This window comes from Corynebacterium sp. LK26, from assembly GCF_014335085.1.
Taxonomy (GTDB): Bacteria; Actinomycetota; Actinomycetes; order Mycobacteriales; family Mycobacteriaceae; genus Corynebacterium; species Corynebacterium jeikeium_D.
In genome coordinates this window covers 226,840-252,579 of record NZ_PDHB01000018.1, presented here as the reverse complement: position 1 = coordinate 252,579, position 25,740 = coordinate 226,840, and the positions used below count along the sequence as shown (strand labels likewise).

Here is a 25,740-nt window from a genome sequence, read left to right as displayed (position 1 = left end):
TCTCTAAGGGTACGTGGACACGCCCCCGCACGTTAGTGCTTTACGACGAGATCCTCGATGCGGTGACCCTCTTCAACGGGATCTGGGTTGACTGGGGCCGGGGCGGTGCCGTTACCGAATGGGCTGCCACCAAGGGCCTCACGGCCGTGCGGCTGGAGCAGGTCAGAGAGCTCCGGCCCCTTCGGGACAATCCCTAAAGGATTGAGGTCGCGGTGGACCTCGTAGTAATGGCGCTTGATATCGACGAGGTCAGTGGTGTCGCCGAAGCCCGGAGTCTGGAAGAGATCACGCAGGTAGTTGTATAGAACCGGCATCTCGGAGATCTTGCTCCGGTTGCACTTGAAGTGGCCGTGGTAGACGGCATCGAAGCGGATGAGGGTTGTGTAAAGGCGAATGTCGGCCTCAGTGATGTGGTCGCCCATGAGGTAACGGCGGGTCTCCAAGCGCTCAGAAACCTTGTCTAGGGCATTGAACAGCCGGTCGTAAGCCTTGTCGTAGGAGTCCTGCGAGCCTGCGAAACCACAGCGGTAGACGCCGTTGTTGATCTCGGTGTAGATGAACTGCATAAGCTCATCCATTTCCTCGCGCATCTCCACCGGGTAAAGATCCGGGGCGCCTTCGCGGTGGAACTCGGTCCACTCGGTAATGAAGTCCAAGGTGATCCAGGGAAAGTCATTGGTCACGACCTCGCCCGACTCGATCTCGACGATGGCCGGAACAGTAATGCCACGCTGGTAGTCCGGGAAACGCTTGAGGAATGCCTCCTGCAGGCGCTCGTAGCCGAGTACTTCATCGCGGCCACCTGGGCCTTTGTCGAATGTCCAGGAGCGGGCATCGTGCACTGGCCCTGGAATTCCGACTGAAATTGCATCTTCCAAGCCGAGCAACCTGCGAACAATAAGCGTGCGGTGTGCCCATGGGCACGCGCGAGCCGCGATGAGGCGGTAGTGACCGGCTTCAACGGGCCACGTCTTAATTCCGTCGCCTACCTCGCGACCGTTCTTAACAATGCGGTCGTTGATATAGCGGGTGTCGCGGTTAAAGTCCTTACCCTCCTGCGAGTACACACCGCCTGTGGAGTGGGAGGAATCCTCTACGTGATTAGCCTGATTCTTTGTTGTCATGTCACCAATCATATGGGCAGAAAGATAGGCTGTCAACGGCAGTAAAGACCGCCAGAGCCACCAAAATCGACAGGACCACCGGGGCATTAGAGTCATTAGGGCCATTAGGACGGCTTGCGCTTCGCCAGTAGCCGGTTACTGTGCAGCAAACTACTTCTGGTGAAGCGTAAGCCCGCCCTAGACAACAGCGGCGCCACCTTTATGGCCCAAAGCCCCATCACCCGGACCAAGGATGCAGCAAGCCCTCAAGCCGCCGATATAAGAACAAGGCCGAGCAGGTGCCCGTCGTAAAGCAAAGAAGGCACGAAAAAGCCCCAGCGAGGAAAACCTCGCCGGGGCGATTTCTCAAAGGGACGTGTAAGCCCTTAGCGGCCTAGCTTAGTTGCCAGCCAGCTTCTCGCGCAGAGCAGCGAGCTGCTCGTCGGAAGCCAGGGTGCCGCCTGCGTTGTCTGCAGCCGGTGCGGCCGGAGCAGCCGGGGCTGCCTCGCCGGACTCGGAGGAGTAGTTCGAAGCGGTCTCTGCAGCCTCGGCAGCTGCAGCGCGGTGACGCTCGATCTGGGCAGCGTGCAGCTGGTGGTGACGCTCTGCCTCTGCGTAGCGAGCCTCCCACTCTGCGCGCTGGGTCTCGAAGCCCTCCATCCACTCGTTGGTCTCCGGGTCGAAGCCCTCCGGGAAGATGTAGTTGCCCTGCTCGTCGTAGGAGTCGCCCATGCCGTACTTGGTCGGGTCGAACTCTTCGGTGAAGTCCTCGTCAGCCTGCTTGAGGGACAGGGAGATGCGACGACGCTCGAGGTCGATGTCGATGACCTTGACCATGACCTGCTCGTCGACGGAGACGATCTGGTCCGGAACATCGATGTGGCGGGAAGCCAGCTCGGAGATGTGAACCAGGCCCTCGATGCCCTCCTCGACGCGGACGAACGCACCGAACGGAACCAGCTTGGTGACCTTGCCCGGTACAATCTGACCGATTGCGTGAGTGCGGGCGAAGACGCGCCACGGGTCTTCCTGAGTAGCCTTCAGGGACAGGGAAACGCGCTCGCGGTTCAGGTCGACCTCGAGAACCTCGACGGTGACCTCGTCGCCAACCTGGACAACCTCGGACGGGTGGTCGATGTGCTTCCAGGACAGCTCGGAAACGTGAACCAGGCCGTCAACACCGCCGAGATCGACGAATGCGCCGAAGTTGACGATGGAGGAAACGACACCCTTGCGGACCTGGCCCTTCTGCAGCTGGTGCAGGAACTCAGAGCGGACCTCAGACTGGGTCTGCTCGAGCCATGCACGGCGGGACAGAACGACGTTGTTGCGGTTCTTGTCGAGCTCGATGATCTTGGCCTCGATCTCCTGGCCGATGTACGGCTGGAGGTCGCGGACACGACGCATCTCGACGAGGGAAGCCGGCAGGAAGCCGCGCAGGCCGATGTCGAGGATCAGGCCGCCCTTGACGACCTCGATGACGGTACCGGTAACCGGCTCGTCGTTCTCCTTGAGCTGCTCGATGGTGCCCCAAGCACGCTCGTACTGAGCGCGCTTCTTGGACAGGATGAGGCGGCCTTCCTTGTCTTCCTTGGTCAGGACCAGCGCGTCGATCTCATCGCCAACTTCGACCACTTCGTCAGGGTCGACATCGTGCTTGATGGACAGTTCGCGGGAAGGAATGACACCTTCAGTCTTGTAGCCGATGTCGAGAAGAACCTCGTCGCGGTCAACCTTAACGACGGTGCCCTCAACGATGTCACCATCGTTGAAGTACTTCATCGTCGAGTCGACAGCGGCCAGGAAATCCTCAGCGGTGCCAATGTCGTTGATGGCAACCTGAGGGACGTTAGAAGTGGACATATAAGATGTGCTCCGAAGCGGATAGAAATCGAAAAACGGACAATTTCGGCCTTGCCCCTCAAAGAAACACCTGGACAACCGGGCCAAATCCGCTTTCGGCGAATCTCGCCATTGGCAATTAGTTAACCCGATGTCCCTGGAGCTCGAGGCTGCAAAGTCGGCACGCTAATGCATACCTAGCGAACAATACCGATTTGAGCTGCGACATTCAAGTCCGCAACACATCCGCGGCAAGCCCGCATCAAGTCCGCCGACCAGCACTACGGCCCGACCTTCGCACCACTAATGCGCAGCAGTATCCCAGTTCACACCAGCACCGATAGAAACATCCAACGGAACCAACAATTCAGCCGCCGAGTCCATCTCGCGATGCAACAGCTCCTTGATGGCTCCCTCTTCCCCATCTGCAACTTCCACAACCAGTTCGTCATGAACCTGCAGGAGGACACGCGAGCGCAGCCCGCCCCGTCGTAAAGCATCGTCGACCCGGAGCATCGCAATCTTAATAATGTCTGCCGCCGACCCCTGAATCGGCGAGTTCAATGCCGCACGTTCCGCGTTATCGCGAGCGATGCGGTTGTCGGCGTTGAGTTCCGGCAGGTAGCGACGACGATCGAACATCGTGGCCGTAAAGCCGTCCTTGCGCGCCCGCTCAACAACCTTGTGCAGATAATCGCGCACACCACCGAAGCGCTCGAAGTAGTCCTCCATGAGCTTCTTCGCCTCGCGCTGCGGAATGTCGAGCTGCTGAGCCAGACCAAAAGCGCTCAAACCATAAGCCAATCCGTAGCTCATCGCCTTTACACGACGACGCAGCTCAGGCGTAACCTCATCGATGCCGACGCCGAAGACCTTCGAGCCGACGTAGTTATGCAGGTCCTCGCCCTGGCGGTAGGCCTCAATCAGCCCCGGATCCTGCGATAGGTGCGCCATCACGCGCATCTCAATCTGCGAGTAGTCCGCGGTGATCAGCTGCTCATAGCCATCGCCGACCACGAACGCCTCACGAATCCGTCGCCCGAACTCCGTGCGCACCGGGATGTTCTGCAGATTCGGCTCCGTCGACGACAGACGCCCCGTCGCCGCGACCGCCTGATTAAAAGTCGTATGAATACGGCCATCATCAGCGACAGCCTTAATCAGCCCCTCCACGGTCGACTTCATCTTCTGCGACTCGCGGAACTTCAACAGGTAATCCAGGAACGGATGCGGGTTGACCTTCGCCAGCCCCTCAATTTCCTTCGCCGCCGTGGAATAGCCCGTCTTCGTCTTCTTTGTCTTGGGCATTCCCAGCTGGTCAAACAGGACCTCTTGCAACTGCTTCGGCGATCCGAGATTCAGCTCAGGCTTATCGACGAGGTTGCGAGCCTCACTCTCCGCCTCATCGGTAGCCGCCTGCGCCTGCTTTCGGAGCTCCTCGAGCGCATCAACATCGACAGCGATACCGGCACGCTCCATCCGACCCAGCACTGGGGCGAGCGGGACTTCCAGGTCGGCGTACACACTGTAGAGCCCGGCCTCGTCGAGTTCGACAGCCAATCGCTCAGCCAGGTCGATGACGGCGGCGACATGGGAAGCGTCTTCGGCCGGGCCATCGAGCAGGGTCATCTGGCCCTCGGCCTGCGAAAGAGTCTGGCCCAGGTGACGCTGGACGACGTTGTCCAAGCTGTAGCTGCGCTGGCTTGGGCGCAGCAGATACGCAGCCAGGAAGGTGTCGTGGATGACCCCGGCCAGCTCGAAGTCGTAGTTCCAGAGTGCATGCATGGCCGTTTTAGAGTCATGCACCAGCTTCGGATGGTCGCCAGCGAGCCACTCGCGCAGTGCGTCGGCATCTTCGGCGGAAAGATCACCCAAGTCGAGAGAAACAGCCTGGCCGGAGGTCTTGCCCTTCTCATCTGCGGAGCCAATCATCAGGGTGTGCTCCCCGACCTGCAACGCGGCCGGCTCGTGCAGATTATCGAGCCAGGCAGCCAGGGCGCCGTCGTCAAGCGAAACAGCCTCGAGCTTTGTCGCGCTGTCGCTGGTGGAGGCGGTGACGCCCGCGCCTTCGATGGAAAGGGTGCGGAAGACGCGTTCGCGAAGGTTGTCGCCGAATTCAAGGCGGTCGAAGAAGTCGATGATGCCCTGGGCGTCGGCGGGACGGAGCTCGAGCTCGTTCGGACCATACGGCAAGGGCAGGTCCTTGACCATTTCGGTGATGTCGCGGTTCAGCTGGACGTTTGCGACGCGCTCGCGGAAGTTATCGCCGACTTTGCCGCGGATTTCGTCAGCGTGGTCGATGAGGTTTGCCAGCGTGCCGTACTGAACGATCCACTTCGTCGCTGTCTTCTCCCCGACACCCGGAATGCCCGGGAGGTTGTCGGAGGGGTCGCCGCGGAGAGCCGCGAAGTCCGGGTACTGAGTCGGCGTCAGACCGTACTTCTTCTCGATAGCAGCAGGCGTGAAGCGATGCAGCGTGGTGACGCCGCGCATTGGATAAAGCACCGTGGTGGTGTCGTTGACCAACTGGAACGAGTCGCGATCCCCGGTGACGATGAGCGTTTCGAAGCCCTCAGGCTTGGCCTGGGTAGCCAACGTCGCGATAATGTCGTCGGCCTCGTAGTTGTCCTTTTCCAGCGTGACGATGCCCATCTCTTTCAGCACCTGCTGAATAAGCGGCACCTGACCACGGAATTCCTCAGGAGTCTTCTCACGCTGAGCCTTATACTCCGGGAAGATCTCGTTGCGGAAGGTCTCGCGGGCGACATCGAAGGCGACCGCCACGTGCGTGGGCTTTTCCTCGCTGAGGATATTGGACAGCATAGAAAGGAAGCCGTACACCGCGTTCGTTGTCTGACCACCGGTGGTTGAGAAATTATCCACCGGAAGGGCAAAGAACGCGCGGAAGGCCATGGAATGACCGTCGATAAGCATGAGGGTCTTCTTCATGACATCCCAGTGTAGGAAAATATTGAACAGCGTAGGAAAACTGAGATGCGCGCTGAGGAATCGCGAGCTGCGGAGGATGAGCTGTTGGCCGGTCAGCTTCAGTGAACAATAATTACGGTAATCAGGCTGCATTTTGAAACGGGTTCAGCAGCCCCTTAGTCCACCTGAACAGTGATTCGCAAGAGTGAGCCTCCCGAGCGTCGGTTGGCGCTTGGTTTCAGTTTTCGAAATGCTGTAATCCAACTTTAATATTCGCCTTATTTTCCTGGAGTTTTTCCATATTTTCCAGCGATTGTTCAACAGCATGCACGGAACCTGCCCCAAATGAGGCACCTAGAAATTACCCCCTCTTTGAGGTGGCCGCGAAAACATATCACCACGTCCTGCGCATGACTCTGAAATCAATTGGCGTAGTTACGCTTTCATGGCTTTAGACTCTTCAGCATGAGTGAGTTCGATTCGACCGATTTCCAACGGAGTGCCCAGTCCACCCGCGAGCGCATCATCGCGGCTGCAGCTCGGCACTTCGCGCGCAAGCCGTTGCGAAGCGTGCCGCTGAAGGAAATTGCCAGCGATGCGGGCGTCAGCGCGCCGCTCATCATCAAGTACTTCGGCTCCAAAGAAGGTCTCATGGCCGAACTGATTGACTTCAGCCAGTTCAAAGGCACGCTCAGCCGAGCTCCCTTCAATGAACTTGGCCAGCGGATGGCCAGCGCTATTTTGACTGGTCAAGGAATGGCCGGACAGTCCATGATTCCGCTGATTGTCGGATCCCTCGACTCCGAGGAAACTGCAAAAGTCATCGCCGAGCGGTTCAATGAAGCTGTTGCAGATGACTTGATTCGCCGCGTCGAAGAGGACGGACCGGAAGACGTTAGCCACGATGCTGCTGTGCACCGCAGCCAGATGGCTATTTCCCTCTGCGTCGGATACCTAGTTCTTTCTGATACTGGTCTGATCGATGAGGCCAACGCGCCGAGGATTTCGGTTGAGGCCCTGGGTAACTGCCTGCAGCAGATTATCGAGCACGGCTAAGAACCGAGCACGGCTAAGGAACCAGCTCCACTGCCCACTGCCCACTGCCACCACCCACTGCCCCCGACTACTCCTGCGTAACTCACTGAATCAGCAGCGCCGCCCCAGGCGCTGCTTTTTTATTTTGTGTCCTTAATCGCACCCCGAAGCTACTAATACACACACGGAAATACGCTTCTTCTCAGGTGGAAGACATACAATGGCCTGCGATGTCTACTGAAAATACGAGCGCTCCTGGCGCAGAGTCGACCACGCTGCCGACCACGAGCCCCTACTCTGAAATCCCGAAGCCGACCCCGCTGGGTGTCATCGCCAACGCAGTTCGCGGTGGCCTCATTGGTCTCGCCGAGACGATTCCGGGGGTCTCCGGCGGCACCCTTGCGCTGATCACGGGCATCTACGGACGCCTGATTGAATCGGCAAAGCGCATCACCGACCTGCCGCGGGCAACTTCGAAGGGCACCTTCAAGGAGGACCTTCGCAGAATCGACTGGTGGCTGCTGATTCCGGTGGCTATCGGCATGGTTGCCGTGGTCTTCTCCATGGCAGGCGTCATGGAGAACTTCGTCACCAACCAACCAGTCGCTTCTCGAGCACTGTTCATGGGCATGATCGCCGCCTCAATCACCATGCCGCTGAACGAGCTACCGCCAGGCGCTCTGCGTCAGCCGGGCATGCGCGGCAAGGCCATCGTCGTCTTCCTGTTCTTCAGCATCGCCCTGTTCGCGCTGACCTCCCTCCCCCAGGCCGCACCGACGCAGCCGCCTCTCTGGCTCGTGCTCATCGCCGCTTCGATTGCCGTGTGCGCACTGGTTCTGCCGGGCGTTTCGGGCTCTTTCTTCCTGCTGGTCATCGGACTCTACGCACCGACCATGGGCGCAATTCACGACCGTGACTTCGCCTACATCGGCACGTTCTTCGTCGGCGCGCTGATTGGCATCGTCCTGTTCATCCGCTTCCTCGAATGGCTGCTGAGTACGCACCAGGCGCTCACGTTGGTCGCCATGTCCGGCCTCATGCTCGGTTCGCTGCGCGCTCTCTGGCCGTGGCAGACCGAAAACAACGAGCTCCAGGGCATCGGCTCCGACTGGGGACTCGCCCTCGGACTGTTCATTCTCGGCGCCGCAATCGTCAGCGTCGTCGCTTATGCGCAGCGCCGTTTTTCTAATTCGGGGTCGATGGACTAAACTAGTCAAAGTCGCTTCGATAGAGCATTTTCGCTTATCGACGGCTTTGCGCCCCTGTAGCCCAATTGGCAGAGGCAACGGATTCAAAACCCGTCCAGTGTGAGTTCGAGTCTCACCGGGGGCACGATTTTAAAACCCGCCTTCACCTGACTTTTAGCCTGGTGGGGGCGGGTTTTTGGTTGGGTTAGTATTCACTATCTTTCACTCTTTTTCACGCACTTTCACGTACTTTCACGGGTATTTTGCGCCAAAAATGAGCCAAAAAAGAGCCACGTATTGCCTGCTGAATCCTGCGTTAACTCCTGGGTGAATCTGTTTTTGGGCATAAGAAAACCCCGCCACTACCGATTGAGTGAACGGGGCAGTGCCATGGCGGGGACTCGCACCCCGCGAATGTGGCTACTCCATGGCTTTTGAGTCCGATGATTTCAACAGGCGAGCATACGCTCTGAAAACTTCTTCATCGCCATCGGAGTACTCGGAAATCCCGCTCAACAAAGCTTGCCGCTGCTCTTCTGTGATGGAGACTCGAAACTCAGCGATGTCTTCTGCAAGATAGGTGCTGCGACTGCGTAGCGGCGCAGTGTCGCGGTTACTTCTGATTTGCCGCCGCGGTCGCCGATGCGGGCGCGGTTGATAAACGGCACGAATTGTACCGCGCCGAAGTTGTGCTGCAGACACTCGCTCAACTGCCCGGTCACGCATTAAAACTGCCGAGACGGTTTCCGCTTCACCAGCAGCCGTTCAGTGTGCAGCAAATGCATTCTGGTGAAGCGGAAGCCGTCCTTTTGCAGCAGGCATCCAACTGGACTCTGGCCAATTGGCGTCATCAACAAACGAAGCCCGCTGCTACAGGTTATCCACCGCGTACTGAGCTTCCTCCGGAGTAAACTGCTCGCCGTATTCCGACGTCAGCTGCTCGTAAACCGCATCCGGGGACATTGCCATCGAATCCTGGTAGATTCTCGCCTTTTCCAGTGCGTTCTTATTCCAGTCCGCTTCGAGATTGTCCATCGCATACTGGGCTGCCTCCGGTGAGAATTTCTCGCCATACTCCGAGGTCAGCTGATCAAAAATACCGGCCTTCGACATGTGCATGCGATTCGCGTAAATCTCTGCCTTGCGGAGAGCATTCTTGTATTCGGTCGGGACCTTCTCATCCTGCTTTTGCTGCGCCCCCGTCTGACCTTGCTGCTCATCTACACCTGCCTCGGAAGACTCAGCGAAATCGGCATTCTCAACAGTCCCAGAATCAGCCGCAACGGCAGTCTCCGAGCCAAAGAGAGACGCAGCTTCAGAATCGGCACCCGAGTCAGTGTCACCGCCACCAGTCAAGCTGGCCGCCACAGCTAGGACCACGACAGCGCCCGCGGCAATACCACCCCATTTGAAGCATCCACCCTTCTTCTTTTCTTTCGGAGCCGGAGGCATCTGCCCCGCTGCCGACGGCCCCTGCGGGTAGGGCTGCTGGCCGAGCGGATCCTGCGGGTTGTGCTGGTAGTACTGCTGCCCCAGCGGATCCTGCGGATCCTGGGATACATACGGATTCTGGGAGCCATACGGGTTCTGTGGGCTCTGCGGGTTCTGGGGGAAAGTGGAATCGGACATCGTAAGAAGCCTCCTGCGTAGAAGTTGCAATAAACGAACAGCTCTCTGTCGTCAGTTGGAACTATCCCAGGAACTCCGGATTCAACTTTCCGCACTACACAAATATTTTCGATTCGCGAACCATAAGGCACCACTGAAGGTAAGAAAAAACCAGGCCTCTACCCCATAGAACAGGGCTTGGAACTGGTTAATCTCTTTAAAAACTAACCTTCAACCCCGGCCAGCGCTTACTCAATATCGGCAAATAATATCGCCAACATTTTCCAAACCAATAGAAGGCCAAAAGCGGCCAAGGCGTGGAGCCCCCTCCAACGACAGCCGCCCATATGGAACCCGACAGCACATAGACGCCCCACCGAAGGCACTTCCTAACAAAGATGCTTCCGAGCAAGCCCCGGTGCACACCTTCATCGCAAACAACACAGCAGCGTAGCTCTTGACATAGATGACGCCATGGCAGGACTCGTCGAACTCGGCAAAAGCCGGGGTTCCGGCATCACGCCCGCGGCCGCCAGCCCCACGACACTTCCCAAATCCCCGCTCCCCCAACCGCAAAGATTTTATTTTCCACCCCACTGTCCATATAATGAGATACCAATCCCGCATAGCAAGACTGGTTTAGTTTTTACGCACACCACTACGTATCACCTGCCAAGCTTTGCTCCCGGCTTTACGCACTGCCCACCAGCAGCTCACGCCGCGGTCGAGTTTTCTCAAAGTACAAAGTACTCAGTACTCAACACGTTTTGGACTGTCATCATGCCTGCTGCGAATTCCCCCTCTAGCTCCTCCGCCCACACTGCGAACGCGAACTCCGCTAAGACGCCACTTCACGCAGTACCGGAGGACACCGCCCCCACAGATCCGTCGACCATCACCGATGCGGAAATCTTTGAGGCACACCGAGGCGGCAAGCTCCGCTCCCACTCCACCATGAAGCTCGAGACAATTCGCGACCTCTCCATCGGCTACACCCCAGGTGTCGCTCGCGTCTGTGAGGCCATCCACGAAGATCCGGCTCTGGCCCGCACCTACACCTGGACCGGCCAGAACGTCGCAGTGGTTTCCGACGGCACCGCCGTGCTTGGCCTTGGCGACATCGGGCCCAAGGCCGCGCTACCGGTGATGGAAGGAAAAGCCCAGCTCTTCGAGCAGTTCGCCGGCATCTCCGCTGTGCCAATCGTCCTGGATACCCTCAATACAGAGGAAATCATCCAGACGGTCAAGGCGCTGGCGCCGTCGTTTGGCGGAGTGAACCTCGAAGACATCTCCGCGCCTCGCTGCTTCGAGATCGAGCAGCGTCTCGACCAAGAGCTCGACATCCCCATCTTCCACGACGACCAGCACGGCACCGCCATCGTCATCGCCGCCGGCCTGATCAACGCCTGCAAGCTGACAGGTCGCAGCTTCCAGGATCTCCGCGTGGTCATCTCCGGCGCTGGTGCCGCTGGTGTCGCTGCGACGAAGATGCTGCTGTCCGCTGGCATGTCCGACATCGTCGTCGTCGATTCGCGCGGCATCATCCACCCAGACCGCGAGCCACTGAGCGACATCAAGCAGTGGGTCGCCGGCATGACTAACCCGCGCGGTATCACCGGCGCGATCAACGATGCGCTTGTCGACGCTAACGTGTTCATCGGCGTCTCTGCCGGCCGTATCGGCGAGGATGCGATTAGCCAAATGGCCGCTGACCCGATTCTGTTCTCGCTGGCCAACCCGATTCCGGAGATTCCGATGGAAGTCGCCCGCAAGTACGGAGCCGTCGTGGCCACTGGCCGCTCGGATCATCCGAACCAGATTAATAATGTGCTGGCCTTCCCGGGTCTGTTCCGTGGCGCACTGGAGGCGGGTGCCAAACGGATCACCGAGGCCATGAAGCTGGCTGCTACTCAGGCCATTGCAAATGTTGGCGTAGAAGACCTGAGTGCCGACCGCATTATCCCGTCGGCGCTGGATTCGCGCGTCATGCCGGCCGTGGCGAAGGCTGTCCGCGATGCTGCGCTGAGCGACCCGGCCTCCGGCGCGGTCGGCCCGCTCGACGTCACTGGCAATGGCTTTGCTGCAGCTGAAGCGAACTAGAAAACCGGCGCTGACTATTCCCCGGGAAGTCTGAAAAGTGTGCGGTTTTCCTGCACCCGCCTGAAGCGCAGCTGAATAGGGGTACCGAATTTAAGGTATTCCTGTGCCTAGGTAACATATTCAGATATGAAAAGACCCATCGCATTGGCGGCTGCCACGCTGACTGCGACCTTGTTCTTAGGGCTTACAGGCTGCGTCACCAATGACGAAAGCGGTAACCCCGAGGGCTGGTCAGAGATCAAACCGGCAGCGGTCCCCGAACTGGCGAAACAGGTCCCAGCAGATCTTCGTAAGCGCGAAGTATTGCGCATCGGCACCAACCCAACATTCGCCCCAGCAGAGTTTAAGGATTCCGCCGGTTCCATCATCGGCTTCGACATTGACCTTATGCGGGCCATGGCCAGCGTCCTGGATTTGCGGCTGGAAATCCAAGAACAGGATTTCGCACTGATTCTGCCGGCCCTGTCGGCCGGCGCAGTTGATGTTGGCGCTTCCGGCTTCACCTCAAATGAGGAGCGCCGCAAGACCTACGACTTCGTCGACTACCTGGATACCGGCCTGCAGTGGGCACGTCGCCCGGGCAGCGACGCCAGCTCCGACAACTACTGTGGCAAAACTGTCGCTGTTCAGCGCAATACCGTCGCTGACATGGAGGACCTGCCGGTAAAGAATCAGGATTGTCTGGATCGCGGTTTGCCACCAATTAACAAATTGGCCTACCAGGATGCTGGTACCGCAGCTACCACCGTGGTGCTGGGGCGTGCTGACGCGCTGGCAGCTGACTCACCAGTCAGTGCCTACGCGGTCAATCGTTCTGAGGGCAAACTCGAACTTGCCGGAGATATCTACGATGGTGCCCCGTTCGGCTTCGCTATTCCGAAGGATTCAGAACTCGGCCCAGTACTCCAGCAGGCGCTGCAGTACCTCATCGACAACGGCCAGTACAAGCAAATCCTGACCACATGGGGTTTGGAAGACGGTGCTTTGGAACGCGCCACTATTAACGGAGAGGAACTTTAAGTGAGCGACTCATCTGCGTCTGGCGCCCGCTACGAGGCCACACAGGCGGAACTCAACGAAGAAATTAAGGCCAAACCGCTGCCGCACCCGGGTCGCTGGATCACCGCAGCAGTGCTGCTTGTGCTCTTCCTGTGGTTCATCATCGGTGCCGCCCGCAACGAGGCCTACCACTGGGATGTTTACTTCCAGTACCTGTTCGACACACGAATCGCCGCTGCCGCTGGCTGGACCATTGCACTAACGGTCCTGGCCATGCTCATCGGTATCGTCGGCGGTGCCATCGTCGCCGTACTCCGAATGTCGGACAACCCCGTGCTGTCCACTGTTGCTTGGTTCTACCTGTGGGTTTTCCGAGGAACTCCGGTCTACGTGCAGCTGGTCTTTTGGGGCCTCCTCGGCACTATCTACTCGACGATTGACCTGGGCGTTGCCGAGGTTGATCTCAGCACTGTCCTGTCCAATACCTTTGTGTTAGCGTTCGTCGGTCTCGGCTTGAATGAGTCCGCATACATGGCTGAAATTGTCCGTGCCGGCATCCAGGCTGTCCCGGAGGGCCAGACCGAAGCATCGAAGGCACTGGGTATGAGCTGGTGGCAGACTGTCCGCCGCACCATCTTGCCACAGGCTATGCGCATCATCATCCCGCCGACGGGCAACGAGTTCATCTCCCTGCTGAAGACCACTTCGCTGGTCATCGCAGTGCCGTTCTCGCTGGAACTCTACGGCCGCTCCACGGACATCGCCAATGCGCTGTTCCTGCCGGTGCCGATGCTGCTTGTCGCCGCCACCTGGTACTTGGTCATCACATCAATTCTGATGGTCGGACAGTTCTACCTTGAGCGCTACTTCGCCCGCGGCGCTACCCGTCAGCTCACCGCCCGCCAGCTGGCCGCGCTTGCCGACGCCGAAGGTGTGCCGCTTGCAAATGCTCGCGTTGTCGATAAGGACGAAGAGCACTTCTACCGAGAGGATCCGCAGTAAATGACTACCAAAGATTTGATGGTTGAGGCGCAAAAGGTTCGGAAGAACTTCGGCCGTCTCGAGGTCCTCAAGGGCATCGACCTGGAAGTTCCACGCGGTACGGTTACCTGCCTCATTGGGCCTTCGGGCTCCGGTAAGTCCACACTGCTGCGCTGCATCAACCACCTGGAGAAGGTCAATGCCGGCCGTCTCTACGTCGACGGTTCCCTGATTGGCTACCGCGAAAAGAACGGCAGCCTCTACGAAATTTCCGCCGCAGAAGCTGCCCGTCAGCGTCGCGATATCGGCATGGTGTTCCAGAACTTCAACCTGTTCCCGCACCGCACGGTGCTGGGAAATATCACCGAGGCACCAGTGCTGGTAAAGGGCGTCTCTCAGGAGCAGGCTGAAAAGCGTGCCATGGAGCTGCTGGAGACTGTTGGTCTGGCTCACAAGGCCGATGCCTACCCTGTTCAGCTCTCGGGCGGTCAGCAGCAGCGTGTTGCCATTGCTCGAGCCCTGGCCATGGAGCCGAAGCTAATGCTCTTCGATGAGCCGACTTCCGCTCTTGACCCCGAGCTCGTCGGTGAGGTTCTCAACGTCATGCGTGGTCTGGCCGATAAGGGCATGACCATGGTCGTCGTGACGCACGAGATGGGCTTTGCCCGCGAAGTCGCCGACCAGGTCGTGTTTATGGCTGACGGCGTGGTCGTGGAGAAAGGCACCCCGGATGAGGTGCTGGGTAATCCGCAGCACGAGCGCACCCGCAACTTCCTGTCTTCGCTGTTGAAGTAACAGCAAGCCTAAGCGCCAAAAGTTGCGGAGATTCCGCGAAACATAGTGACTGCCGCGCCGGTAGTCGCCAGAATGACCGCGAGCTTTCGGGCTTGCACAATGGGCACTCGTCGGGAAACGCGAGTGCCCAAAAATATACCCACAATCATGGCAACCAAACACAGCGGCCAGAGGATAACCGGTGTGGTGGCGAAGACAGATACGTCACCGCTGATTTCCTTGAACAGCAAGGACAACGCGCCGGAAACAAAGAAGAGCGGTTGCAGGGTGGCTGCAAATGTCTGCGCTGGCCAACGGGAAGCCTGTGCGTAAACGGTAATGGCTGGGCCCGCAATGCCGGCCAGGGTATTCATAAAACCGCCGGCCACGCCTGAGGCAACGGCGTATTGTGGGCCGTCGACACGCATGCGCTGAGGCATAAAGGATGTCACTAGCAGCGCGAGTAGCACGAGCCCGCCGACCAGAACCTGGAGTGGCCCGCTGGGCGTGTTGTGAACCACCCAGGCGCCTGGCAGCGCACCTAAGGCCATCACCGGGCCAATCAGCCAGAACTTCTTCCAATCGACGTTCTCTCGCACCGAGATGGTCTGCATGATCGCATTGACCGATGCGAGCACGTTAATAATCAAAATTCCTGCTACGGGACCTGCAACCAGTGAGAGGACCGGACCTCCCAACAGTCCGAGTCCCATACCGGCTATTCGCTGCATCAGAGCCCCGATGAAAATCGTTGCCACGATAAAGACAAAAGCCCACACTGATAACTCCATAGGAGGGAGTTTACAGCGTGGGCTTTTTGGCTTTTCGACGGGCGGGGTCGCCGAGGATCCGTCGTAAAGCGGAAACGTTAGCAGACTAGATGACGCCCTGAGCCAGCATTGCGTTAGCGACCTTCTTGAAGCCTGCGATGTTGGCACCGAGCACGTAGTTACCCTCGTGATCGTACTCAGCGGCGGTGGTTTCGCAGTTCTTGAAGATGTTGGTCATGATGCGCTTCAGGCGCTCATCGGTGTAGGAGAAGGACCAGGAATCGCGGGTAGCGTTCTGCTGCATCTCCAGAGCGGAGGTAGCAACACCACCGGCATTGGCAGCCTTGCCCGGCGCAAAGTGGACACCGTTGGCCTTGAAGACCTCGATAGCCTCCGGAGTGGACGGCATGTTTGCGCCCTCAGCAACGAAGCGGCAGCCGTTGTCGACCAGCAGCTTGGCGGACTCGCCATTGAGCTCATTCTGAGTTGCACACGGCAGTGCGACATCAGCCTTGAGCTCCCAGATGTTGCCACCCTCGTGGAACTCAGCGCCCTCAGCCTCAGCGACGTACTCGGAGACGCGAGCACGACGAACTTCCTTGATTTCCTTCAGCAGCTCGACGTCGACACCGTTCGGGGTGGAGACGTAACCGGAAGAGTCAGAGAAACCGACGACGGTAGCGCCGAGCTCCTGAGCCTTCTTAATGGCGTAGATGGCGACGTTACCGGAACCGGAAACGATGACCTTGGCACCGTTGATGTCAGCACCGTTGGCCTTCATCATCTCTTCAGTGAAGTAGACACAGCCGTAACCGGTGGCCTCGGTACGAACCAGGGAACCGCCCCAGGTCAGGCCCTTACCGGTGAGAACGCCGGACTCGTGCTGGTTGGCCATACGGCGGTACTGACCGAACAGGTAGCCAATCTCGCGGCCGCCGACGCCGATGTCACCGGCCGGGACGTCACGGTACTCACCGATGTGGCGGTGCAGCTCAGTCATGAACGACTGGCAGAAGCGCATGATTTCTAGCTCGGACTTGCCCTTCGGATCAAAGTCGGAGCCACCCTTGCCGCCACCGATCGGCAGGCCGGTCAGGGAGTTCTTGAAGATCTGCTCGAAGCCCAGGAACTTAATGATGCCGAGGTTCACGCTCGGGTGGAAGCGCAGACCACCCTTGTACGGGCCCAGCACAGAGTTGAATTGAACACGGAAGCCACGGTTGACCTGGACCTTCCCCTGGTCATCGACCCACGGCACGCGGAAAATGATCTGACGCTCCGGCTCACACAGACGCTGAACCAAGCCGTAGTCACCGTAGTGTGGGTCCTTTTCCAGGACGACCTTCAGCGACTCCAGAACTTCTGCCACTGCCTGGTGGAACTCCGGCTCACCGGCGTTTCGGGTGAGAATCTGGTCATAGAGTCCCGAAACCTTCTGCTCGATATTCAAAATAAACCTCTCTGCGAAACCATTATGGCGCCCACGAAGAACAAACCGTCAGCGGTTGTAAACCACTTTCCGGTTGCCGTAACTCGGTGGCACAGGTTGTGTGCACAAGGACTGGGCAACTGTAGATATTGAAGCGGACATAATTATACAACGGCATATTGCTGGGAAAACTCGTAGCGATTCGCGCTACACCCGTTGGCCAAGCCAATCACTGACTCTGTGGAGGCTTACACTTTTCACGAATTAGGTAGGATATTACCTAAATACGGCAACATTCCAGGGATACGTCGCAACAGATTCGAGCATTTCGTCGAACTCACGCAGCACTGGGTCCGGGGGCAATTCTGCACGCGGAGTCAGTAGCTCAGAGAGGTCCATAGCGAGTTCATTGAGAGAACCGCCGTGCTGATCGAAGCTCAAGAGATAACGGAATACCTTCCTATCCCCCAACGGCTCCTTCGGGTTCTCACGCTCCCACTGCTCCACCAACTGCGCGTCCGTGTCCGCCGACGCCACCGAAACATCCACGTCACTAATTCGCCCGGCGCGGTCAAACTCACTCAACTTGGTACGAAATGCCTCGGCCAGCGCCTCCGATTCGGTCGGCTTCACCAGGCAGTGAAAAACAATCTTCGACATAACTTCACAGGCTAAGCCACGCGAGACGGCCAGACAATAGCTAACCGTCGTCAAGCCCTGTCCCCCTACGTTGGCGCGCCGACCGGCAGCAAAGACGTAGTGTTGGACTTATGCAGGCTTTCAGCAATCCCCTCATCACGCTTGCCGACGGCACGGTGAAGCAAGTCAATCCTTTTTCCGGTACCCAGGTGTGGACAGTCCCAGGTCGTGGCAATCGGCCGTTGGGAATTAAGCACACGGATCCGCAGCCATTGAGCGAGGAGGATTTTGGATCCCGCGACTCCTTTGGCTGGAACAACCTGCTGCAAACCCCGCCTGAGAAGGCCCGTGTTGTCCTCGACGAATCGGTATTCGGCGGCTACAGCACGGTGACCGGAGTACTGCCCGACCAGCTCTTCGACACCACTGCGGAGTTCCGTCGCGTGCCCAACCTGTTCGAGATCGTCTCCTATGACTATTGGTCGGAAAACTATGGCTTCGAGCCCGACCGCGAAACTCAGCAACGTATGGAGGCCTACCTCGATGACCCGAAGGGCCGCGAGCACGTGCTCAACATCATTCGCACGCGATACCGCGCCGCTGGACGCAGTGAAGAGGAAATCAACGCGCTTTCCGACGAGGAATTGCTGCGCCGCGCCCCAAGCTATTTCGCCGGCGGCCACGATGTGATTGTTGCCCGTCGCCACTTTGTCGACGGCGCTACTCACGATAATCAGCTGGCTTCTTCTGGCACATTGAGTGTTGCCGAGCACCGCGCACTCATTGCGTTTACCGTCGAGTCGATTGCTGACCTGTACCGACGTAACCGCTACGTGCGTTATGTGGCCGCTTTCCAAAACTGGCTAAAACCGGCAGGCGCAAGCTTCGATCACTTGCACAAGCAGCTTGTGGCCATCGATGAGCACGGCGAGCAGCTCAAGCGCGAAGTGCAGGCGGTGCGCAAGAACCCGAATATCTACAACGAATACGCAGTGGACTATGCGGCCCGCCACAACCTGGTTATCGCGGAAAACGAGCACGCGGTGGCTTTCGCAGGATTCGGACACCGCTACCCGACGCTGGAGATTTTCTCGAAGTCAGATGTCTGCGAACCGTGGCTGCAAACCCGGGCTGAGATCGACGCAATGTCGGACCTGATTCACGCATGTCATGCCGCTGCCGGGCCCACCATTCCGTGTAACGAGGAATGGCACCACCGCCCTGTCGATTTGGATGCCCGCATGCCGTGGCGCGTAATGATTAAGTGGCGCACCTCAAATTTGGCCGGTTTTGAAGGTGGCACCAAGATTTATCTGAACACCATCTCCCCATGGGATCTGCGCGACCGCGTTGTCCCGGAGATGTACCGTTTACGGGAGACCGGAAAGATTTCGGACAGCATTCACATTGCGACCGAGTGCCAGTGCCAGCCAAACTCGCTGAAGTACAACCCGCTCGTCGAAGACGGGTCGCGACTGTAGTTCTCTGGCACAGAGTAGAGAGAAGTTAGGAGTCTTAATCCAGGTGAGCAACAATGAAGCACGACTGAGCCGCATTCGCGACCTCATCGCCACTCATCGAGTGCCATTGGACAGGCAGTGGGAAATCTACCGTTACCTGCACCAGCACCCGGAGCTATCTCAGGCGGAGGAGAAAACTGCCGCGTATCTGGCCGGTGCTCTTCGCGACATGGGCACTTACACGGTGTATGAGGGAATCGGTGGTCACGGCCTCGTTGGTGTCATGGAAAATGGCCCCGGCCCTACCGTGCTGTTCCGCGCTGATATCGATGCGCTTCCGGTGTTCGAGGAAACCGGTGTGGACTTCGCTTCCTCTGCCACCGGTACCGCCCGCGATGGTTCTGCCACCGCCGTCATGCACGCCTGTGGCCATGACATGCACATGACGGCCGGTCTTGGTCTGGCTAGCCTGATGGCAGCAACTAAGTCTGAGTGGTCGGGTACTTTCATTGCCCTGTTCCAGCCCGCCGAGGAACTGGCCTGTGGTGCACAGGCTATGATTGACGACGGCCTGGCAGACCTCATCCCCACCCCAGATGTGTGCTTCGGCCAGCACATTGTTCCCGGCCCCGCAGGTCAGGTAATGACCATGCCCGGCCCGGCACTTGCTGGCTGTGACACCATTAGCATCACGCTGACAGGTCGCTCCGCACATGGATCTATGCCGCACAACGCCATTGACCCGACGTACTTGGCTGCCGCAATCGTTCTGCGCTTGCAAGGAATTGTGGGGCGCGAGATTCCTCCCCACGAGTTTGGTGTTTTGTCCGTCGGCACGCTGCAGTCCGGCAATTCGAATAACACAATCCCCGGTCAGGCCAAGATTGTGCTGAATATTCGCTACTACTCCAACGATGTGCGCGCGAAGCTCATTGCGGGCATTGAGCGCGTTGTTCGTGGCGAATGCCTGGCTTCCGGCACTGAGGTTGAGCCTGTGATTGAGTACTCCGATCACGGCGAAGTCACTGACAATGATCCGGAGGCGTTTGCCACGATTCGCCCGGTCATGGACGCTGTGCTCGGCGACGATTCCACCGATGCTGTGCCGTGGACCGCATCGGAGGACTTCTCAGACCTGCCGCGTGGACTGAACTGCCCATATGTCTACTGGACCGTTGGCGCCACACCTCGGGATACGTGGGAAGCCGCCGTTGCTGCCGACCGCGTGGTCGAAGACGTACCGTCGAATCACATGCCGACATTCCTGCCGGACTTCGAGCCGACGGCTACCTCCGCGACTTCTGCCGCCGCTGCCGCCGTACTGTCCTACTTGGCAAAGTAAGAGCTGCGTGCCGGCCGCTTGCCACCGCGCACAGCGCAAAGATCCCACCAAACAGCCCGACAGCCCAGGTCGAAAGGCTCTTACAAAAAGCCGGTAAGCCCCAAAAGGACTTACCGGCTTTTTCAAACGCGCCAGAGAGCTAGCGTGCGTCCTCGCCAATAACGTGGACGTGAATCATGTTGGTATTGCCCTCATTTCCTGGAGGGGTACCAGCAACAACGACCAGCGTGTCGCCAGCGTTGTAGTTTTCCATGGTCAAGAGCTGCTCATCGATGACCTGCATGATCTCATCCGTGCTGTTAACCTCGCGCACCAAGAAGGTCTCCGCACCCCACGTCAGCGCAAGCTGCGAACGAACCTGCTGATTCGGAGTGAATACCAGCAGCGGCAGGCGAGAGTGCAAGCGTGCCACACGGCGAGCGGTATCACCCGAGGTGGTGAAAGCAACCATAGCGCGGGCATTCAAGCGCTCACCGATATCGCGAGCTGCGTAGGAAATCACACCACGCTTCGTGCGAGGCATGTGGGTCAGCGCAGGAACTTCCCCCTCGCGCTCAGCGGCGGTGACGATGCGAGCCATGGTCTTAACCGTGGACTGCGGGTACTTACCAACCGAGGTCTCACCCGAGAGCATCACGGCATCTGCGCCATCGAGCACAGCGTTGGCCACGTCGGAGGCCTCCGCACGAGTCGGGCGCGAGTTCGAAATCATGGAGTCGAGCATCTGGGTGGCGACGATGACCGGCTTGGCGTTCTCGCGGGCAATCTGAATAGCGCGCTTCTGAACCAGCGGAACATCTTCCAACGGCACCTCAACACCAAGGTCACCACGGGCGACCATCACGGCATCGAAAGCCAGGATGATGGCCTCGAGAGACTCGACTGCCTCTGGCTTCTCCAGCTTGGCGATAATCGGGACACGACGGCCAACCTCATCCATGACCGCATGGACCAGTTCGACGTCGGAAGGCGAACGGACGAAGGACAGCGCGATGAAGTCGACTCCCAGCTTCAGAGCGAAGCGCAGGTCGGCGATATCCTTCTCTGACAGAGCCGGCACCGAGATGTTCATCCCCGGCAGGGAAACACCCTTGTTGTTCGAGACCGGACCGCCCTCGATGACACGGCACACCACATCGTTGCCATCTACCTCGATGCACTCCAGGCCCACCTTGCCATCGTCGACAAGCAGGCGATCGCCCGGACGGGCATCGTCAGCGAGATTCTTGTACGTGGTGGAGACGCGGTCGTGCGTGCCTTCGACATCGTCGACGGTGATGCGGACAATCTCGCCGTCAGCCCAATACGTCGAGCCTTCCTTAAAACGACCGAGGCGAATCTTTGGTCCCTGCAAGTCGGCGAGAATACCGACGGCATGTCCCGTAGCGTCGGATGCTTCACGCACCCAGTGGTAGTTCTGAGCGTGGTCCTCATGCTCACCGTGAGAGAAATTCAGGCGGGCAACATCCATGCCGGCGTTGACCAGCCCGGTAATCCCCTCCAGCGAAGCAACTGCTGGACCGAGGGTACATACAATCTTCGTTCGTCTAAGCACGGCCTCCAGCCTAGTCCCTTAACGGGCTATGCGTCAGTTGGAAGCACTGTGAGCTTCAGCAGCCTCGCGCTCTCCCCTGACTTCAGCTGCGGTTTCGCGGCTCTTGGCCCGCAGAATCCACAAAGCAATGACAGCGCAGAAAAAGACCACGAGCGACGTGATGTTATTAATACGCACACCGAATATCAGCGTTGCGTCATCGACGCGCATGAGTTCAATGAAGAAACGCCCCAAAGTGTAGGCCGCGACATAGAGCGCAAAGACGCGCCCGCCGCCCATCTTGAACTTTCGGTCCGCCCACACAATGACCAGACAGGCGAGGACGTTCCACACCATCTCGTAGAGAAACGTTGGATGCACCACGGCCAGCACTTCGCCTGTCGACGTTCCGGTGACAGGGGTAACCCGACCAAACTCATCAACTCGTTGGTAAATTTCCAGACCCCACGGAAGTGACGTTGGGCCACCGTAGAGTTCCTGGTTGAACCAATTGCCCAGACGCCCAATGGCCTGTCCAAGGATGATTGCGGGTGCGGCCGCGTCAAGAACTGGCGCAAACGGCACCTTCCGCCACTTAGCAACCGCCCACGCGGCTAGCACTCCCAGCGCCACCGCGCCCCAGATGCCGAGACCACCATTGGTGATTTTCAGTGCATCGGCGGGATTGGCGCCGGGGCCGAAGTACTTCTCCCAGTCGGTGGCGACGTGGTAGAGACGGCCGCCGATAATGCCCGCAGGAATAACCGCAATGGCAATGTCGAGGACTAACTCCGGGTCTCCACCCCTGGCCGCGTAGCGGCGCTGCATCCAGTAAATGCCGACGAGTACGCCAACCAAGATGGAAATCGCGTAACCGCGCAGTGGTAGCGGTCCTAACTGCCACACCCCCTGCGGCGGAGAGGGAATGTTGGCCAGATACGTCGTTGCAGTTTCAGCGAGAACAAGGGTGGAACTCATAAATGCGCTAGCTCTCTCCTCGTACGCCCGCGGCGAGTTCGCGGGCGAGCGTTACCAGGTCATCGGTGCTCTTCATCGCGGCCTTGATCAGTGCCGAGCCAACGATTACGCCATCTGCAAACTCGGCAATCTCCGCGGCCTGTGCCCCATTGGAGACACCCAAACCGACGCACACCGGTGTATCGGTGACCTCGCGCGTGCGGGCAACCAACTTGCCTGCGGCCGAGTCGACGCTGGCCTGGGCACCTGTGACACCCATGTGGCTGGTGGCGTAGACGAAGCCGGTCGACGCGGTGGCAGTTAGCTGCAGACGCTCGTTGGTCGATGACGGGGCCACCAACATGATGTTGGACAGACCATTGGCCTCAGCTGCACGCTGCCATTGGCCGGCCTCCTCGGGGATGAGATCCGGGATAATGGTGCCCCGACCACCAGCGGCGGCCAAGTCCTCGGCGAAACGCTCCGGACCATACTGGAGAATCGGATTCCAGTAGCTCATGACCACACAGGTACCGCCGTGCTCGGTGACTTCGCGAACCACCCGCATAATCTCACGGGTACGGAAGCCCGCATCCAGAGCCACGTTGGCGGCATCCTGAATAGTTGGGCCATCCATCATCGGGTCGGAGAAAGGCAGTCCAACCTCGATGATGTCGGCGCCAGCGTCGACAATCGCCTTGATGTTCTCAATCGACTTATCGGTGGTCGGGAAACCCGCTGGGTAGTAGCCGATAAATGCTGCGCGGTTTTCCTCACGGACCTTGTCAAAGACGTCACTCAGACTCATTTAGGACTCCTCCATCAGATCAAACCACTTAGCAGCGGTGTCGACATCCTTGTCACCGCGACCGGAAACATTGACAATAATCAGCGGCTTACGGCCCAGCTCTTCATTCAGATCACCGCTGATGAGTCGGGCGGCAGCCACCGCGTGTGCGGACTCGATAGCGGGCAGGATGCCCTCCATCCGAGTCAGGTCCTGGAATGCCTGCATCGCCTGGGTATCGGTCACCGGCAGGTAGGACGCGCGATCAATATCGGCCAGGTACGAGTGCTCCGGGCCCACGCCCGGGTAATCCAGACCGGCGGAAATCGAATGAGACTCTGTAATCTGACCGTCCTCGTTCTGCATCAGGGCGGCGAAGGAGCCCTGGAACACACCCGGATTACCGGCGGCCGAAATCGGTGCTGCATGGCGACCGGTCTCAACACCGTCACCGCCAGCTTCAGCGCCAATCAGTCGAACCGATTCATCATCGATGAAGTGGTGGAACGCGCCGATCGCATTAGAACCGCCGCCGACACAGGCCACGACAGCGTCGGGAAGCGAGCCGGTTTCCGCGAGGATCTGCTGGCGTGCCTCGGCGCTGATGATGCGCTGGAAGTCGCGCACCATTGTTGGGAACGGGTGCGGGCCGGCTGCAGTGCCGAAGCAGTAGTAGGTGTCATCGGCGTGTGAAACCCAAAAACGCATGGCCTCATTGATCGCGTCCTTGAGAGTCTTCGAGCCAATCTCGACCTCGATAACCTCGGCACCAAGCAAACGCATGCGAGCGATATTAAGGCGCTGGCGGATTGCGTCGACCTTGCCCATGTAGATACGGCAGTTAAGGCCGAGCAGCGCACAGGCAGTCGCGGTTGCGACACCGTGCTGGCCGGCACCGGTCTCGGCAATAATGTTCTTCTTACCCATGCGCTTAGCAAGCAGAACCTGACCCAAGACGTTATTAATCTTGTGGCTACCGGTGTGATTCAAATCCTCGCGCTTTAGCCAGACGTCAGCGCCGATATCAGCGGAAAACTTCTCCGCGTAGTACAGCGGCGAGGGACGTCCGACATAAGTACGCTGCAGCCGGTCGAGCTCATCGAGAAAATCCTGATCAACGCGGGCCTTCGCGTAGCCATCGGTGACCTCACCGATAACGGCCATCAGCGCCTCCGGCACAAACTGGCCGCCCCACTTACCCCAGTGCCCAATGGCATCTGACTCGTGGTTCGTTGTCTCCGCGATAACCTCACCCATCGTGGGCAGGCGGTCACCGCGGGCATCATGATTCTTGAAATCTTGGTCACTCACAGTTATCTATTGTGGACTATCCCCACCCGTTGCGGGGACATAAGGCCTAAGAAACTGTGGCGTGCCAGCACAACAGGTGCGACACGCAACCAAACTAGGCGCAGATCGCAGCGCGGTACAGCTGCTTATCGCAACTGCGGTCTATCACTACTCGCTGCGGAGTGTCGGGTGGACACCGGCGGCAACGAGACGTCGGCAAGCCTCACCCGGCTTGCCCGCGGTAACCAGGCCCTCGCCCACCAGTACCGCGTCGGCGCCGTGGGAGGCGTAGTAGCGCAGTTCCTCCGGCCCCTTGACACCGGACTCTGCCACCTTCACAACATGATCCGGCAACATCGGCGCAAGGCGTTCGTACACGGAGAGATCCACGTCGAGGGTCTTTAGATTGCGGGCGTTGATGCCGAGGATCTTGGCACCAGCGGCCTCGGCGCGCTCGACCTCTTCTTCGGTGTGCGCCTCAACCAGAGCGTTCATGCCAAGCGACTCGGTGCGATCCAGCAGGGATTCCAGCGTCGGCTGATCCAAAGCGGAGCACATCAGCAGCACCAGGTCGGCACCGTGTGCGCGGGCCTCATGGACCTGGTACGGAGTGACGATGAAATCCTTGCGCAGCACTGGAATGTTGACCGCGCGGCGCACGGCATCGAGGTCGGCGAGCGAACCGCGGAAGCGGCGCTCCTCAGTCAGACAGGAAATGACAGCCGCGCCACCCTGCTCGTACTCTGCCGCCAAGACCTCCGGCGAAGGGATGTCAGCCAGCTCTCCCTTCGACGGAGAGGCACGCTTGACCTCTGCAATCACCTGCACCCCGGGCTTAGCCAGTGCCGCCACGGCATCAATCGGCGACGGCGCCTTCAGCGAGAGCTCCTTGATTTCACCGTAGGAAATCTTGGCTTCCCGAGCAGCGAGATCTTCCCGCACGCCCTCAATAATCTTGTCCAGAACGTTAGCCAC

At 58.9% G+C, this 25,740-nt stretch carries 21 protein-coding genes and 1 tRNA gene; 9 read left to right on the top strand and 13 right to left on the bottom strand.

What is annotated here, in order from left to right:
* Nucleotides 1–32 precede the first annotated feature (32 nt).
* From CRD13_RS10705 to polA, 3 genes are all read right to left on the bottom strand, one after another.
* The gene (locus CRD13_RS10705) at nucleotides 33–1,124 is read right to left on the bottom strand and encodes a glutathione S-transferase family protein (protein WP_255467853.1); all 1,092 of its coding nucleotides are present in this window, start codon (nucleotides 1,122–1,124) and stop codon (nucleotides 33–35) included.
* Between the two features lie 378 nt (nucleotides 1,125–1,502).
* Nucleotides 1,503–2,966: a 30S ribosomal protein S1 gene (gene rpsA / locus CRD13_RS10700; protein ID WP_005510285.1), complete on the bottom strand. Its 1,464-nt coding sequence runs from the start codon at nucleotides 2,964–2,966 to the stop codon at nucleotides 1,503–1,505.
* A gap of 282 nt (nucleotides 2,967–3,248) precedes the next feature.
* Nucleotides 3,249–5,894 carry a DNA polymerase I gene (gene polA, locus CRD13_RS10695; RefSeq protein ID WP_147719393.1) on the bottom strand — a complete coding sequence of 882 codons (2,646 nt, stop codon included), beginning with the start codon at nucleotides 5,892–5,894 and terminating at the stop codon, nucleotides 3,249–3,251.
* A 444-nt stretch (nucleotides 5,895–6,338) separates the two neighbouring features.
* Here polA and CRD13_RS10690 point away from each other — a divergent pair, with 444 nt between their 5' ends.
* The 3 genes from CRD13_RS10690 to CRD13_RS10680 all read left to right on the top strand — a co-directional run bounded on the left by CRD13_RS10690 (nucleotide 6,339) and on the right by CRD13_RS10680 (nucleotide 8,240).
* A complete protein-coding gene (locus CRD13_RS10690) occupies nucleotides 6,339–6,929 on the top strand; it encodes a TetR/AcrR family transcriptional regulator (RefSeq protein WP_016422925.1) in 591 nt (196 codons plus the stop codon).
* Nucleotides 6,930–7,138: 209 nt separating this feature from the next.
* Nucleotides 7,139–8,116 (top strand): DUF368 domain-containing protein, encoded by a 978-nt coding sequence (locus CRD13_RS10685; protein ID WP_187401587.1) that lies wholly within the window; start codon nucleotides 7,139–7,141, stop codon nucleotides 8,114–8,116.
* A 50-nt stretch (nucleotides 8,117–8,166) separates the two neighbouring features.
* Nucleotides 8,167–8,240: transfer RNA gene (locus CRD13_RS10680), tRNA-Leu, on the top strand.
* Nucleotides 8,241–8,607: 367 nt separating this feature from the next.
* On the opposite strand, the gene CRD13_RS10675 is transcribed toward CRD13_RS10680, so the two are convergent.
* Nucleotides 8,608–8,817: a hypothetical protein gene (locus CRD13_RS10675; RefSeq protein ID WP_049190013.1), complete on the bottom strand. Its 210-nt coding sequence runs from the start codon at nucleotides 8,815–8,817 to the stop codon at nucleotides 8,608–8,610.
* Nucleotides 8,818–8,965: 148 nt separating this feature from the next.
* Nucleotides 8,966–9,724 carry an Ltp family lipoprotein gene (locus tag CRD13_RS10670; RefSeq protein ID WP_187401586.1) on the bottom strand — a complete coding sequence of 253 codons (759 nt, stop codon included), beginning with the start codon at nucleotides 9,722–9,724 and terminating at the stop codon, nucleotides 8,966–8,968.
* Nucleotides 9,725–10,483: 759 nt separating this feature from the next.
* On the opposite strand from CRD13_RS10670, the gene CRD13_RS10665 reads away from it, so the two are divergent.
* The 4 genes from CRD13_RS10665 to ehuA all read left to right on the top strand — a co-directional run bounded on the left by CRD13_RS10665 (nucleotide 10,484) and on the right by ehuA (nucleotide 14,578).
* The gene (locus tag CRD13_RS10665; RefSeq protein WP_187401585.1) at nucleotides 10,484–11,803 is read left to right on the top strand and encodes an NADP-dependent malic enzyme; all 1,320 of its coding nucleotides are present in this window, start codon (nucleotides 10,484–10,486) and stop codon (nucleotides 11,801–11,803) included.
* A 126-nt stretch (nucleotides 11,804–11,929) separates the two neighbouring features.
* The gene (locus tag CRD13_RS10660; protein WP_016422930.1) at nucleotides 11,930–12,823 is read left to right on the top strand and encodes an ABC transporter substrate-binding protein; all 894 of its coding nucleotides are present in this window, start codon (nucleotides 11,930–11,932) and stop codon (nucleotides 12,821–12,823) included.
* Nucleotides 12,824–12,886: 63 nt separating this feature from the next.
* The gene (locus CRD13_RS10655) at nucleotides 12,887–13,804 is read left to right on the top strand and encodes an amino acid ABC transporter permease (RefSeq protein WP_369707174.1); all 918 of its coding nucleotides are present in this window, start codon (nucleotides 12,887–12,889) and stop codon (nucleotides 13,802–13,804) included.
* Nucleotides 13,805–14,578: an ectoine/hydroxyectoine ABC transporter ATP-binding protein EhuA gene (gene ehuA, locus CRD13_RS10650; protein ID WP_016422932.1), complete on the top strand. Its 774-nt coding sequence runs from the start codon at nucleotides 13,805–13,807 to the stop codon at nucleotides 14,576–14,578.
* 8 nt (nucleotides 14,579–14,586) lie between these two features.
* Here ehuA and CRD13_RS10645 read toward each other — a convergent pair whose 3' ends face one another.
* The 3 genes from CRD13_RS10645 to CRD13_RS10635 all read right to left on the bottom strand — a co-directional run bounded on the left by CRD13_RS10645 (nucleotide 14,587) and on the right by CRD13_RS10635 (nucleotide 17,416).
* Entirely contained in the window at nucleotides 14,587–15,348 is a 762-nt protein-coding gene (locus CRD13_RS10645; protein WP_042388756.1) for a sulfite exporter TauE/SafE family protein, read from the bottom strand.
* Nucleotides 15,349–15,433: 85 nt separating this feature from the next.
* Nucleotides 15,434–16,777, bottom strand: a complete 1,344-nt coding sequence (gdhA, locus tag CRD13_RS10640) for an NADP-specific glutamate dehydrogenase (RefSeq protein WP_016422934.1) — start codon at nucleotides 16,775–16,777, stop codon at nucleotides 15,434–15,436.
* 255 nt (nucleotides 16,778–17,032) lie between these two features.
* Nucleotides 17,033–17,416 (bottom strand): hypothetical protein, encoded by a 384-nt coding sequence (locus tag CRD13_RS10635; RefSeq protein WP_042388759.1) that lies wholly within the window; start codon nucleotides 17,414–17,416, stop codon nucleotides 17,033–17,035.
* Nucleotides 17,417–17,526: 110 nt separating this feature from the next.
* Here CRD13_RS10635 and CRD13_RS10630 point away from each other — a divergent pair, with 110 nt between their 5' ends.
* Both CRD13_RS10630 and CRD13_RS10625 read left to right on the top strand, forming a co-directional pair.
* On the top strand, nucleotides 17,527–18,876 hold the full coding sequence (locus CRD13_RS10630) for a DUF4921 family protein (RefSeq protein ID WP_187401584.1): 1,350 nt from the start codon (nucleotides 17,527–17,529) through the stop codon (nucleotides 18,874–18,876).
* Between the two features lie 43 nt (nucleotides 18,877–18,919).
* On the top strand, nucleotides 18,920–20,197 hold the full coding sequence (locus CRD13_RS10625) for an amidohydrolase (protein ID WP_049193967.1): 1,278 nt from the start codon (nucleotides 18,920–18,922) through the stop codon (nucleotides 20,195–20,197).
* Between the two features lie 139 nt (nucleotides 20,198–20,336).
* On the opposite strand, the gene pyk is transcribed toward CRD13_RS10625, so the two are convergent.
* The 5 genes from pyk to trpC form a co-directional block, all read right to left on the bottom strand.
* The gene (gene pyk / locus CRD13_RS10620; protein WP_016422938.1) at nucleotides 20,337–21,752 is read right to left on the bottom strand and encodes a pyruvate kinase; all 1,416 of its coding nucleotides are present in this window, start codon (nucleotides 21,750–21,752) and stop codon (nucleotides 20,337–20,339) included.
* Between the two features lie 33 nt (nucleotides 21,753–21,785).
* The gene (gene lgt / locus CRD13_RS10615; RefSeq protein ID WP_049170326.1) at nucleotides 21,786–22,709 is read right to left on the bottom strand and encodes a prolipoprotein diacylglyceryl transferase; all 924 of its coding nucleotides are present in this window, start codon (nucleotides 22,707–22,709) and stop codon (nucleotides 21,786–21,788) included.
* A gap of 7 nt (nucleotides 22,710–22,716) precedes the next feature.
* Nucleotides 22,717–23,496, bottom strand: coding sequence for a tryptophan synthase subunit alpha (gene trpA, locus CRD13_RS10610; RefSeq protein ID WP_016422940.1), 780 nt, complete (start codon nucleotides 23,494–23,496; stop codon nucleotides 22,717–22,719).
* Complete coding sequence (gene trpB / locus CRD13_RS10605; RefSeq protein WP_005510336.1) at nucleotides 23,497–24,786, bottom strand: tryptophan synthase subunit beta; 1,290 nt, start codon at nucleotides 24,784–24,786, stop codon at nucleotides 23,497–23,499.
* Between the two features lie 147 nt (nucleotides 24,787–24,933).
* Nucleotides 24,934–25,740, bottom strand: coding sequence for an indole-3-glycerol phosphate synthase TrpC (gene trpC / locus CRD13_RS10600; RefSeq protein ID WP_016422942.1), 807 nt, complete (start codon nucleotides 25,738–25,740; stop codon nucleotides 24,934–24,936).